Genomic DNA, 13,292 nt, shown 5'->3' with positions numbered 1-13,292 from the left:
TATATGGATTCCGTTTTAGAATTCTTAGGATCAATATCCTGGTGGTTATGGATTATTATTTCACTAGTATGTTTAGCCATTAGAGATATTTTTTTTCAAAAAGGGCACACTATAAGTCATAATTTTCCAATAGTTGGGCATTTGCGCTATTGGTTAGAGAGTATTGGTCCAGAAATGCGACAGTATTTTGTCGCTAACAATAGAGAAGAATTACCTTTTAACCGTATAGAACGTGGTTGGATATATGCCTCGGCAAAAAAAGAAAACAACTACGAAGGCTTTGGGACAGATAGAGACATTTATGCGCATCAGCATATTTTTATTAACAATGCCATGATGCCATACAAAGTAGAAGACAATCACCCAAATGCCTTAGATAATTCTTTTGCACCATGTGCAAAAGTTATGGGAGCATATAATAGGCGTAAACGACCATACCGACCCGCTTCTATTATTAACGTATCCGCAATGAGCTTTGGTTCTTTATCAGCAAAAGCTATAGAATCTTTAAATAAAGGTGTTAAACTTGCTGGAGCCTATCATAATACAGGTGAAGGTGGTCTATCGCCTTACCACAGTAATGGTGGTGATGTTGTCTTTCATTTTGGAACAGGATATTTTGGTGTACGTGCCGAAGATGGCGGATTTTCTATGGAAAAAATGGTAAAACTAGTTAACGATAATCCGTTCATTAGAGCTATAGAAGTAAAATTGTCTCAAGGTGCCAAGCCTGGAAAAGGAGGTGTTTTACCTGGAAAAAAAATCACTAAAGAAATTGCGGAAATAAGAGGAGTTGAAGTTGGTAAAACAGTATTATCGCCTCCGAATCATAAGGCTTTTTCTAATGTGCCAGAATTAGTAGATTTTATTGAGGCCATAGCTGAAGCCACAGGTTTACCTGTTGGAATTAAAGCCGCAATCGGAAAATTAGACCAATGGGAAGAATTAGCTGACATTATGAAAGCTGAAAATCGTGGTCCAGACTTTATTGCTGTTGATGGTGGTGAAGGAGGCACTGGCGCTGCACCACCAAGTTTTGCAGATCATGTATCGTTACCTTGGATTTATGGATTTAGTGACATTTATAAATTATTTCAAAAACGAGGAATAACTGAACGAATTGTATTTGTTGGTAGCGGAAAGTTAGGCTTTCCAGCCAAAGCAGCTATGGCGTTTGCAATGGGTGCAGATTGTATTAATGTGGCTCGTGAAGCGATGATGAGTATTGGATGCATCCAAGCTCAAATTTGTCACACCAATCGCTGTCCTGCTGGTATAGCTACTCAAAGCAAATGGCTACAAAACGGAATCAATATACCTTTGAAATCTGAGCGCTTAGCACAATACTTTAAAACCTTTAGAAAAGAATTGATTGAAATTACTCATGCTGCTGGTTATGAACATCCATGCCAGTTTACCATGGATGATGTTGAAATGAATGTTGATGACCATAATCTTGCTAAAGATTTTAGCCTAACTTTCAAGTATGAAAAATCTCCTGTTAAATTTAAAAGCTTGCAACATTTAAAAGATTGTGAGTATCTTGGCGGACAAATAAAATAGAAACGTAAATGGATTTTGACAAAATATTAGAGGTTATCTTAAGCTTAATACCAGCACTTATTGTTGGTGCAGTTGCCTTTTATTTCTTTAAACAACATACAGACAATGAAGAACGCAGAAGACGTTTTTTATTACAGAAAAATATGCAGAAAGAGGCCTTCCCTTTACGCCTACAAGCCTACGAACGTATGGCACTTTTCTTAGAACGGATTTCACCATCCAAATTACTCACAAGAATTAACCCAACATCTTCAAATAAAGAAGATTACGAGAATTTACTTATAGCAACAATTGAACAAGAATTTGAACATAATTTGTCACAGCAAATCTATGTTAGTGATGAATGTTGGAACATTCTTTTAGCTGCTAAAAACGCAACAATTCAGCTGATTAGAAAAGCTAATATGACTGAAAAAACAGATTCTGCGAATAAGCTCAGAGAAGTTATATTAACAGACTTAATGGACAAGCAGCCTCCAAGTGGTGCAGCATTATCTTACATAAAGAAAGAGGTTGGAGAAATGTGGTAATTACTTAGAGTGTTTTTGCTCTGCATGTTCGTAACCTTGTTGCCACCATTTTTCCATAAGACGCTTACTAAAGATTAAGGAATTCTCTGTTAATGTAGTTGGAGTATAATAGAGGTTAAGTTTTACGTTTTTATTTTTTGCTGCCAATTTACCGATTAAAATATCGTTACGCTCCACGCGGTCCATTAAGTGCCCAAACAAATTCATCATTAAAGAAAAAGGATTTTTACCTAACACCCTTTGTTTACCTAAATTTTCCGCTTCTAAAACTACAGCATCAATCTCGGTAGCACCTCTTAATATAGCTTCTCTAATAGGAATAACACAACCCAAACCTCCATCAGCATATTCATAACCATTGACTTTAGCTAAAGACATAAACGGAATATAATTACAAGAAATCCATATCCAATTACAAAATTCTTCATAAGAACAATCCTGTATAGACTTGTACTCTACTCTATTCATAGAAAGATTAGAAACAGTAACTACCACATCACTCTTTTCCTTTTTTATTTTCTGATATTCCTCAAAAGTGAAGTCTTTACGAATCTTGCGTCTTAACGCTTTACTTTCACCAAAGGTTCGTTTTCGCTTAATAAACTGCCATAAGGAATTTACAAAATCAATAGATACAAATTCTCTATCACCTTTTTTACGTTGCACAAAAGGGCTCACACTAAAAATATCTTGTTGCTGAACATTAGTGAAAATATCGTAGAGTTTAGAAATATCATTAACAGCCAAATGCGGCACCAAAAGACTACCAGTAGACGTACCCAAGAACATATCATACTCACGCTTTTCATGCTCCATGAGATACTGCGCTACTCCACCTGCAAATGCACCTTTACTCCCACCACCAGATATTACTAATGCTCGCATCAATTTTGTTTTTGCTCTAATTGTTCTGAAAACTCTTTTGCAAACTTAACCAATCTCCAGTTATGATGTGATTTTGCATCTTCTAAATTAGATTTACAATCAGCATTACAAGCATTTATTAAGTTGAGATAATTAAATGCATTAATACGCAGATCCGCATTGTTTTCTGGATTCGTATAACTCACCAACTCATTATACAAGGCTTGTTTATTATCCGCTTCGTAAAATGGTGTATTCAAATTTAAAACTATCCACAATAATCTCACATTTTTATCGCTAAAACCAACAATCTCTCTTGTTTTAAAAAGGTATTTTGAACGGTCTTCTGGAAAGGCAGTCCAAAGGTTGTATAAGGCATTTTCGATGGTGATATAAGATTTATCATCCAAAAGCGATTCATAATTTTCTTTTAGATGCTCAGGAATCTTTTTTACATATTTTGAAATTGCCTGTCGTACTTTTATGTTGTTTTTGAATGTATCTGCAGTAACCAATTCTGGAACTTGCGATATGATTTTAACTTTTGCATCATCAGAAACATAATACTTAAGATAGTCAGCACATTTAGATGACTTTGCTTGACAATCTACCATTAAATACTCATTTACATAAGTTGATTGTTTTTTTAGCAAATCAAAAGCATTATCCACAGGGAAATTCTTTTGCTTTATCCAAAAATTAACAAAGCCAGATAAAGATTTACCATGCAAACGCTCAACTTCTCGAATAAAATCTGAAGTTTCCACACTACCAAATTGATGCTTTTCAAGATAATTTTTTACCGCTTGTTTAAAAACCGCGTCTCCTGCAGCACTTCGTAAAGCATGTAAAACCCAAGCTCCACGTTGATAAAACGTTAAGCTACTCGATTTAGGGTTTAAAAGTGATGTACCACTTCCTGAAATATCTTGTCGACCCAAATCTAAAGCAGACTCAAAAAGTTTGAAATAAAAGTAATCATCACCAAAAATATCACGCTCAGCTAATAATGCGTAGTAGGTCGCAAAACCTTCTTGCAACCAATGATGATCACCAGATTTAGCTGTTACTAAATCGCCGAACCATTGATGCGCTAATTCATGTGCATTGACATTGACAAAATTTTTATCATTAAACCCAATAGAATCTACCACAAAAGCATCTGAGAAAATCGTAAGACTCGTATTTTCCATACCAGCATATAAAAAGTCGTGTACAGGAACCTGCTTATAATTTTGCCAAGGATAAGCGAAACCAATTTCTTCTTCTAGAAAATCGAACATTTGTTTAGAGTAACGATAAGTTGGTTCAACTTTCATTGAATCCTCTGGATAATAATAATATTCTAGAGGAATACCACTTTTAGAGGTTTCGGTTTTTTTATTGTATTTCCCAATAGCTGCAGCAACAAGATAGCTAGACATAGGCTTTACCATATCATACTCCCATAAAACATGATTAGTATTATCGGTTTTTGATTTTAAAATACCATTTGACAAAACCTTATATCCTTTTGGCGCCGCATATTTTAAATCAAATTCTATTTTATCATTGGTGTCATCTAAACTCGGCAACCAATGACTAGTATATTTTCCTTGGCCTTGCGTCCATATTTGATTTCTCCCTTCATTTTCCCAACCCAAGAAATACATTGCCTTTTTTGGAGAAGCAAAAAAAATAAAACTCAACTTATGACTTTTTCCTTTTGCAAAGTCATTATAAACAATAAGCTTCTTACCATTATTACGGTATTTAGCCGCAACACCATCTAAAGCAACATGCTTGATTTTCATATCGATTGCATCCAAATAAATCGAATCTGATGACTTAATGATATCAAAGGTAACATCGTATGAGTTGTAATTTGTACTATCAACTTCAAATTGATTAAATACAATCAAAGCCTCAACCCTCTTAAAATCCACTATATCAGATTGCTGAGCAAAGGACATACTCAAAATAAAAAGGCAAAAAAACACAGGAATTTTCTTCATAAATAATTTAAAATCAAGAATAACACCAAAGTAAAGATTTTATATCATTACTTAAAAGTTAGTAGTTATAAATAACATAATTTTAAAGATTCTTCACTTTGCTCTCAATAACAAAAATATTCCTGCGTTCGCAGGAAATTGGTAAATTCGCAACTATGAGCGTTAATTTACAAACTCCCATTGATTATCTCAAAGGCGTTGGCCCCAACCGAGCAGATTTACTGCGCTCAGAATTAGGCATTAAAACCTATCAAGACCTCATCAATCTATTTCCAAATCGCTATATAGATCGGACTAAATATTATAAAATCAGAGAACTACAGCGAAATAACGCAGAAGTTCAAGTAATTGGTGTTATAACAGGCTTTAGAGAAGTTGCTCAAAAACGCGGTAAGCGTTTAGTTGCCGACTTTAAAGATGATACAGGCATGATGGAATTAGTGTGGTTTCGTGGTCAGAAATGGATAAGAGAAAGTCTAAAAATCGGTCAACCTTACGTCATTTTCGGAAAAACCAATTGGTTTAGCGGAAAATATAGTATACCACATCCTGAACTAGAATTACAATCTGAACACGACAATAATTTGCGTTCTGCCATGCAGGCCATTTACCCTTCAACTGAAAAATTATCGAATAAAGGCATCACTAATCGTGTAGTGACCAAAATAATGCAGCAATTATTTTTAGAAACTAAAGGGCAATTTGTAGAAACACTTTCTGAAACAATTAAAGGGGAATTAAAATTAATTTCAAAATCTGAAGCACTTTTTAATATTCATTTTCCAAAGACTCCAGAGCTCTTGGCGAGAGCTCAATTTCGATTAAAATTTGAAGAATTATTTTACATACAATTACAATTAATTCTTAAAAATCTCATTCATAAATCAAAAATAAAAGGTTTCACTTTTAACAACGTTGGTGATTATTTTAACACCTTTTATAATGAACATTTACCCTTCGAATTAACTGATGCACAGAAGCGCGTTTTAAAAGAAATCAGACAAGACTTAGGAAGTAATGCACAGATGAATCGGCTTTTACAGGGAGATGTGGGCTCTGGAAAAACCATAGTAGCGTTTATGTCAATGCTCATAGGACTTGACAATGGTTTTCAATGCTGTTTAATGGCGCCAACTGCTATTTTGTCAGTTCAACACCATAACGGATTACTTGAACTATGTAAACCATTAAATATCAGTATTTCATTATTAACTGGTTCAAGTAAAACTTCAGAAAGAAAAGAAATTCATGAAAATCTAGAAAATGGCAATTTACAGATACTGATTGGCACGCATGCACTACTCGAAGATAAGGTGAAATTCAAAAATTTAGGGCTCGCAATTATTGATGAACAACACCGTTTTGGAGTCGCACAACGAAGCAAATTATGGCACAAAAACACTTCTCCTCCACACGTACTTGTAATGACTGCTACCCCAATTCCAAGAACCTTGGCAATGTCTGTTTATGGTGATTTAGATATTTCAGTAATTGATGAATTACCTGCAGGTCGTAAACCGATAAAAACGGTACATCGCTATGACAATAATCGTCTGAAGGTTTTCAAGTTTATGAAAGATGAAATCGCTTTAGGAAGGCAAATTTATATTGTCTATCCATTGATTCAAGAAAGTGAAAAAATGGATTATAAAGATTTAATGGATGGTTACGAAAGTATTTCTAGAGAATTCCCAATGCCAAAGTATCAGATTTCCATTGTTCATGGCAAAATGAAACCAGCAGACAAAGATTATGAAATGCAACGTTTTGTAAAAGGTGAGACCAATATAATGGTTGCCACAACAGTTATTGAAGTTGGAGTTAATGTGCCAAATGCTTCAGTAATGATTATCGAAAGTGCAGAACGCTTTGGTTTATCGCAATTGCACCAATTGCGCGGACGTGTTGGACGTGGTGCGGAACAGAGCTATTGTATTTTAATGACAAGTCATAAGCTGAGTCAGGATAGTAAAACCAGATTAGAAACCATGGTACGAAGTAGTGATGGTTTTGAAATTGCTGAAGTTGATTTAAAACTACGCGGACCAGGGGATATTATGGGCACACAACAAAGTGGTGTTTTAAATCTTAGAATTGCAGACATTGTAAAAGATAAAGACATTTTGGAGCAAGCCAGGTATTATGCTAAAACGGTTTTAAACTTAGATCCTAGTCTTACGCTACCTGAGCACAAAGTCATTTTAAATACTTATCGGCAAATGAGTAAGTATCGAAATATTTGGAACTATATTAGTTAGTAAGACGTTAATTTTCAGTACGTTTCTTGATTTTATAGTTAAAAAAAACTAACTTAGTATGTGGAGCGTTTAATTAGGTTCTAAAACGTTATCCTTTACAAACTTTCAATACAAAGCGCTATGAAAAATATATTAGTAGCAATAGATTTTAAAGGAAATGAGCAATTATTAATTGATAAAGCATATGAATTTGCGAAGGCATTTGACGCAAAAATTTGGCTTATCCATATTGCAGCCCCAAATCCTGATTATGTTGGCTACGAAGCTGGTCCACAATTCATAAGAGATAACCGCGCCACACAGCTGAGGAAAGAACATAAACTTTTAGAGTCTTATACCAACAATTTAAAAGAAAAAGATGTTGATTCTGAGGGCTTACTCGTTCAAGGGGCTACAATCGAAATGATACTTGAAGAATCGAAAAAATTAAACATCGATTTAATTATTGCTGGTCATTCTGAACGCAGTTTTCTTTATAAAGCCATCTTTGGTCGTGTAACCCGAAAAATCATAAAAGAGTCAGATATACCAACACTCATAGTACCAATTGACTAAAAGAAAATTAGTTTAATCTATAAGACTTTTGTACTTTTCTATTTAATTTTACCTGTTTAAAATACTGACCAAAAAAAGGTCTGATCAACCAACTAAGACCAGACCTCCAAAACATAAGTAATCGTGTTTTGCTGATGAAAATTAATAGTCTACTCACTATTAATACACCAATCTACTCGCATTTTCTAAGCAAGGCTGTTAGAAAGTTGTTAAAGTAATTTGACGAATTGTTAATTAACAAATTAGTCACAATAAAAAAGAGGTGCATAAAACACCTCTCTTCTCTTCTTTTTCATGATAAATTTTGATTATGCAGTTTGCTCATCGTGCTTTCCTTCATAAACTTCTTCAACTAGTTTAGCATTAAATGCAGGTAAATCTTTTGGTGATCTACTCGTTACTAATCCAGAATCTACAACTACTTCTTCGTCTACCCATTTGGCACCAGCATTTATCATATCAGTTTTAATAGAACCATATGATGTTATTTTTCTACCTTCTAGTACTCCTGCTTCGGCTAATAACCAAGGTGCATGGCATATTGCTGCTACTGGTTTATGATTTTCGAAAAACGATTTTACAAAACTCACCGCGTCTTTATTATTTCTTAAAATATCTGGATTGATTTGACCACCAGGTAACATCAAAGCATTATAATCTTTCTGATCGACATCATTTAAAGTTTTATCAACTTTGTATGTATTACTCCAGTTCCCATCTGCCCAACTTTTGATTTCACCAGTCTCTAAGGATACGATATGTACATCCGCGCCTGCCTTTTCTAATGCTTTTTTTGGCTCTCTTAATTCGCTCTCTTCAAATCCGTTTGTTGCTAGTATTGCTACTGTTTTTTTATTTAAATTTTCCATTGTTTATTTTTTATACTTTTAAATTCGTGTTCTTTTTTTCGTTATTCAATCATTCAACATACATAGGCTCAACCTAATTAACATTTGTTTTTAGTTCTTTCATCGCTTCACCTATTAAAGTATCACCTTCTAAAATTTCAAATGTCTTATTGTATGGAGCATCATCATGCAACGCTCTAACTAAAGTCTGAGCTACGTCTGCTCTGCTAATCTCTCCTTGTCTATTCAATTTATCCTTTAATTCAATTTTTCCTTTTCCCTCAGAATTATTTAAAGTTCCTGGTCTTACAATGGCGTATTTAAGTCCAATGTTCATAAGATGTTCATCTGCATTTTGCTTTGCTTTCATATAATCTTTTAAATCTTCAACTGCTTCCGGATTATCTGCTCCCATAGAACTCAACATTACAAAACGTTTGACATTTCCCATTTTAGAAACTGCCATTAAACGTTTAGCACCTTCCTGATCGACTTCGACCACATTTTTTCCGCCAGAACCTGCTGCAAAAATAACTTTGTCGACACCTTCTATTGTATGAGTTAAATCCTTGGTTAAATCTGCCAAAACAGTTTCAATACCTTCAGATTTAAATTGGTTTATTTGCGTTTCTTTTCTAACCATCGCAATTGGATTGAAATATTGTGATGCTTTTAAAAGATTAACTATTTTTCTTCCTGTGGTACCATTGGCACCTGCTACTAATATGTTTTCCATAATTTATTTACTATTTACATAAAAAGCATAAATGACACCAGGTAACCATCCGATTACAGTTAATATGATACTGATTAAAAATTCTGACCCCATTCCTTGCTTTAAAAAAACTCCTAGGGGTGGCAGTATAATACTTAATACTATTGTTAATAATGACATGATTTATGTTTTTTGGTTCATTCCAAAATTAGGTTGAATCATCTCATAATCTTAGCGCAAATCATTCTTATGTTGATGCAAATAAGAATTTAATAAACTTTTAAGATTCTATGAGCGCAGAATTCAGATTATGATTTATTTGTATCTTGAAACGATTATTTTTTTATAGTTAATTTATTTAAACTAACGACCAACCAATCACCATGCTTAAGCTTAACACAATTTTAAAAAATCTGGGGCCAGGGCTTTTATTTGCTAGTATGGCCATTGGCACATCGCATTTAGTCCTTTCTACAAAAGCTGGTGCTCAATATGGCTGGTTGATGATAATTCCGATCGTTTTGGCCAACGTTCTAAAATATCCCTTTTTTGAATTTGGAATTCGCTACACCAATGCCACTGGCAAAAGCCTTATTGAAGGTTACCGAAATAGAGGAAAAGGGTATTTATGGTTTTACGCATTTATTACGCTTGCAACAGGTCTAGCGACTCCTGCTGCGCTTTGTTCTATAACGGCCGGACTTTTGATAAATCTTTTAGGGCTTCAGAATGTGTCCTTAGCTCTAGTAGCTCTTGGACTATTCATTTTTAATAGTATTATTCTAATTATTGGTAAATACAAATTATTAGAAACCACTCTAAAATTTTTGATACCTGTTCTATTTGCCGCTTTATTAGCAACTACAATCTTAGTAATCAATAAAGGAGCCATTACTCCTGTCACTAATTTTGAACCACCAAAAATCTTTGATGAATTAGGTATATTATTTATTATAACACTGATTGGCTGGATGCCAACTGCTGTAGAAGCCAGTAGCTGGTTAAGTCTTTGGAGTGTTGAAAAATATAAAACGAATGGCACAAAACCAGCTTTAAAAGATGCGCTTCAAGAATTTAATCTCGGTTATATTTTAACAGCTATTCTGGCTATTTTCTTTCTAATTATTGGTTGTATGACCCTTTATGGTTCTGGGACAGAACTCAGTGGAAATGCCATAACATTTGCAGATCAGGTCATTAATCTATTTACAACCCATATTGGTGAATGGGCATACGTTTTAATTGCTATTTCTGCTTTTGCAACTATGTATAGTACTTGCCTAACTAATCATGATGCAACTGCTCGTGTTAGTATTGATATTATTGGATTATTAGTTGATGAACACAACAAGTTCAAAGGAAAGAAATATTATGCTATGGGTATCATTGTTATCTCTATTGTCAGCCTGATTGTCCTTTTTGTATTAAGTGCCAATATGGGATTAATTCTTGCCTTTGCAACGACAGTGTCATTTGTCTTGGCTCCTATTGTAGGTTATATGAACTTAAAAAATGTAATGAGCGAGGATCTTCTTGAGAAGCAACGTCCAAAAAGAAGACTACAATTATTAACATATATAGGTGTTATTTTCCTTTCGCTAGTATCTATTTATTATGGTTGGGTATTGATGTTTTAACGCAATATTATTCTAAAATGACTTAAAAATTTCAAGAAAACGTTTTCTTTCATTAAATTAGTTGTGTAACTTTTACAAAGACACTTTGAAAATCATTAAAAACATAAGAGAGCAATTAGGATTTACACAAGCTGAATTAGCTAGCACAAGTGGCTTATCGTTAAGGACTATTCAGCGTTTAGAATGTAACAATACAGAGCCTAAAGGCCATACTTTAAAAGTACTCGCTGATGTTTTTAAAATGGAACCTAAATTGCTAAAAGAAGAATTTCAGAATATTGGAAAAGCACAAGCATCTGAAAAAACCTCGATTCAACTTATTAATTTATCGATACTCGCTTTTATAGGAATTCCATTCGGAAACCTCATTTTTCCGTTTATACTTTGGTGGAAAAATCGAAAATCAAAGCTGGTTGATGAAGTTGGAAGGCGTATTATCAATTTTCAAATTATTTGGTGGATTATATTTTCTATTCTATTATGCCTCTCCCCTTTTATTGGTCGTACATTTTTCTCAAACACACCAATAATTCTAATGGTTTTGTTTTTAGCTTATGTAATTAATATCATTATTGTTTGCCGTATTGCAATGAAATTACAACGCAATAATTTCAACTTTCTAAATAGTCCACTTCGCTTTATATAAGACCATAAATAGTCAATTGTCGTAAAATTGGCGGTATTCTGAGTCACCATATCTCAACGCATTGTATTTATTTCGTAGTAATCAATTAAAAAATCTATTATTATGAAAACTAAACACATTATTTACATCTTCCTTCTTACTGGTTTACTATTAAGCTGCGGATCTGCTAAAACTGCTATTAATACCGATGATAAACTTGTAGGTGACTGGAGTCTTATTGCTGAAGGGACACCTCAAGGAGACGTGCCTGTAAGCATGACTATTACAAAAAATGAAGCAGGACTATTTACAGGAGAGCTTAAGTCTATGATGGGTGAATTTGATATGAGAAACCTCGTTTTAAAAAATGGAGTGATGTCTTGCGAATTTGATGTTCAGGGTACAATTTTTGAATTTAAAGGTGTATTTACCAATGACGAATTTAAAGGCGAAACATTAGGACCAGGAGCAAGCTATATTACCAATGGTAAAAGAAAGGAGTGATGTCCATGCTCTCACTTTTAATATTACATTAGAGACTGAGCTTTATTTAAGTTCATACAATTTCATCATATCAAAAATCATTAATCATGAAGAAAAAAATCGGTTACACGCTACTCACCATTCTTGTTCTCCTTGTCATCGTTGCATCTATCGGGATTTGGAAATTTAACAACACCATCTTTAGAGAAAAATCGAACTACTTAGACTATACTTTTGGGTCTCAACCTATTCATTTTGATTGGGCTGGAGATTCTATAGCTGGTATTTATGAAGCCCAGGCTGCTCTAATAATTCCATTAAAAATAAAAGGCTTCGCACATCAATTCTATATGCAATTCGATACAGGAGCCTACGACTCGTTTATCTATGAAAACAATTTAAAATCTTTACGTAATATGGGGTTAGATATAAAAGAAGTCGTAAAAGACGATGCACGTTATGTAGAACACTTAGATTTTATGTTCGGTGATAATCATATAAAAGCGTCTATGATTAAAATATACCCTAATTATGGGCACTCTTTTAATAGAAACGATACTATAAGCAGAATAGGCATAGGAACTATTGGTAGTGATTTTATGGAGAATCGCATTACGTCAATTGATTTTAAAAATCAGAAAATACAGTTATTTAATCAGCGTCCAGATTGGATGACAGAATTACCAGAGTTCAAATCTTTCGATTATATAGGAAGACGTATTATGCTACCTGTAACCTTAGATAATAAAGATTATGAATTTCTTTATGATTCTGGTTGCAGTGCTTTTGGATTAATTACCATAAAAAGTCGATTTGACGACTATACGAAAGAAAGTACTAAACAAATTAATTACGATGCAAAAAGCTGGGAAAGCAGTATTCCTATTCGAAGTAAAACTAGTGACAAGCTATTTGGCATTGGAAACACCCAATTAAGTTTAAAACGTGTTAGCTATGTTGACATGTACTCTTGGTCTCAACCTTTGGTAACTCCTTTTACAAGAATTGGTGGCTGGCTTGGAAATCAGCCGTTTAATGAGAGTACTTTGATACTTGATACAAAAGCAGAAGAATTTATAGTGATTACGAAATGAAACTCATGAAAAGTAATCGTAATACCAGAAATATTAAAACAAAGAGACGATTTAAATAGATATTCTCATCACATTATTTAATAGAAGAATTAAAGACCTATGAAGATGAAGATGATTTTATTATAA

13 protein-coding genes are annotated in these 13,292 nt (G+C 33.8%); 8 read left to right on the top strand and 5 right to left on the bottom strand.

Annotated features, from left to right (window positions below; all coding sequences use genetic code 11):
* The first annotated feature begins 3 nt into the window (after positions 1-3).
* Positions 4-1,563, top strand: a complete 1,560-nt coding sequence (locus Q0822_RS13265) for an FMN-binding glutamate synthase family protein (RefSeq protein ID WP_299124444.1) — start codon at positions 4-6, stop codon at positions 1,561-1,563.
* Between the two features lie 8 nt (positions 1,564-1,571).
* Positions 1,572-2,093, top strand: a complete 522-nt coding sequence (locus Q0822_RS13260) for a hypothetical protein (protein WP_299124442.1) — start codon at positions 1,572-1,574, stop codon at positions 2,091-2,093.
* On the opposite strand, the gene Q0822_RS13255 is transcribed toward Q0822_RS13260, so the two are convergent.
* Together Q0822_RS13255 and Q0822_RS13250 are read right to left on the bottom strand one after the other, a co-directional pair.
* On the bottom strand, positions 2,094-2,978 hold the full coding sequence (locus Q0822_RS13255; protein WP_299124440.1) for a patatin-like phospholipase family protein: 885 nt from the start codon (positions 2,976-2,978) through the stop codon (positions 2,094-2,096).
* Complete coding sequence (locus Q0822_RS13250) at positions 2,978-4,951, bottom strand: M1 family metallopeptidase (RefSeq protein WP_299124438.1); 1,974 nt, start codon at positions 4,949-4,951, stop codon at positions 2,978-2,980. The genes Q0822_RS13255 and Q0822_RS13250 overlap by 1 nt, the downstream gene beginning before the upstream one ends.
* A 155-nt stretch (positions 4,952-5,106) precedes the next feature.
* Here Q0822_RS13250 and recG point away from each other — a divergent pair, with 155 nt between their 5' ends.
* Together recG and Q0822_RS13240 are read left to right on the top strand one after the other, a co-directional pair.
* Entirely contained in the window at positions 5,107-7,209 is a 2,103-nt protein-coding gene (recG, locus tag Q0822_RS13245) for an ATP-dependent DNA helicase RecG (protein ID WP_299124437.1), read from the top strand.
* Between the two features lie 120 nt (positions 7,210-7,329).
* Positions 7,330-7,764 (top strand): universal stress protein, encoded by a 435-nt coding sequence (locus Q0822_RS13240; protein WP_299124435.1) that lies wholly within the window; start codon positions 7,330-7,332, stop codon positions 7,762-7,764.
* Between the two features lie 308 nt (positions 7,765-8,072).
* Here Q0822_RS13240 and Q0822_RS13235 read toward each other — a convergent pair whose 3' ends face one another.
* From Q0822_RS13235 to Q0822_RS13225, 3 genes are all read right to left on the bottom strand, one after another.
* Positions 8,073-8,633, bottom strand: a complete 561-nt coding sequence (locus Q0822_RS13235) for a type 1 glutamine amidotransferase domain-containing protein (protein WP_299124433.1) — start codon at positions 8,631-8,633, stop codon at positions 8,073-8,075.
* Between the two features lie 73 nt (positions 8,634-8,706).
* Positions 8,707-9,348, bottom strand: a complete 642-nt coding sequence (locus Q0822_RS13230; RefSeq protein ID WP_299124431.1) for an SDR family oxidoreductase — start codon at positions 9,346-9,348, stop codon at positions 8,707-8,709.
* 3 nt (positions 9,349-9,351) lie between these two features.
* The gene (locus tag Q0822_RS13225; protein ID WP_299124429.1) at positions 9,352-9,507 is read right to left on the bottom strand and encodes a YqaE/Pmp3 family membrane protein; all 156 of its coding nucleotides are present in this window, start codon (positions 9,505-9,507) and stop codon (positions 9,352-9,354) included.
* Positions 9,508-9,710: 203 nt separating this feature from the next.
* Here Q0822_RS13225 and Q0822_RS13220 point away from each other — a divergent pair, with 203 nt between their 5' ends.
* From Q0822_RS13220 to Q0822_RS13205, 4 genes are all read left to right on the top strand, one after another.
* Complete coding sequence (locus tag Q0822_RS13220; protein ID WP_299124427.1) at positions 9,711-10,964, top strand: divalent metal cation transporter; 1,254 nt, start codon at positions 9,711-9,713, stop codon at positions 10,962-10,964.
* A gap of 85 nt (positions 10,965-11,049) precedes the next feature.
* Positions 11,050-11,610 carry a helix-turn-helix domain-containing protein gene (locus Q0822_RS13215; protein WP_299124425.1) on the top strand — a complete coding sequence of 187 codons (561 nt, stop codon included), beginning with the start codon at positions 11,050-11,052 and terminating at the stop codon, positions 11,608-11,610.
* Between the two features lie 102 nt (positions 11,611-11,712).
* On the top strand, positions 11,713-12,093 hold the full coding sequence (locus Q0822_RS13210; protein WP_299124423.1) for a hypothetical protein: 381 nt from the start codon (positions 11,713-11,715) through the stop codon (positions 12,091-12,093).
* Positions 12,094-12,179: 86 nt separating this feature from the next.
* Complete coding sequence (locus Q0822_RS13205; protein ID WP_299124421.1) at positions 12,180-13,166, top strand: hypothetical protein; 987 nt, start codon at positions 12,180-12,182, stop codon at positions 13,164-13,166.
* The last annotated feature ends 126 nt before the right edge of the window (positions 13,167-13,292 follow it).

This window comes from uncultured Winogradskyella sp. (assembly GCF_947496485.1).
Lineage (GTDB): Bacteria > Bacteroidota > Bacteroidia > Flavobacteriales > Flavobacteriaceae > Winogradskyella.
The sequence above is the reverse complement of the archived record's forward strand: the minus strand, read 5'-3'. Positions and strand labels throughout refer to the sequence as shown.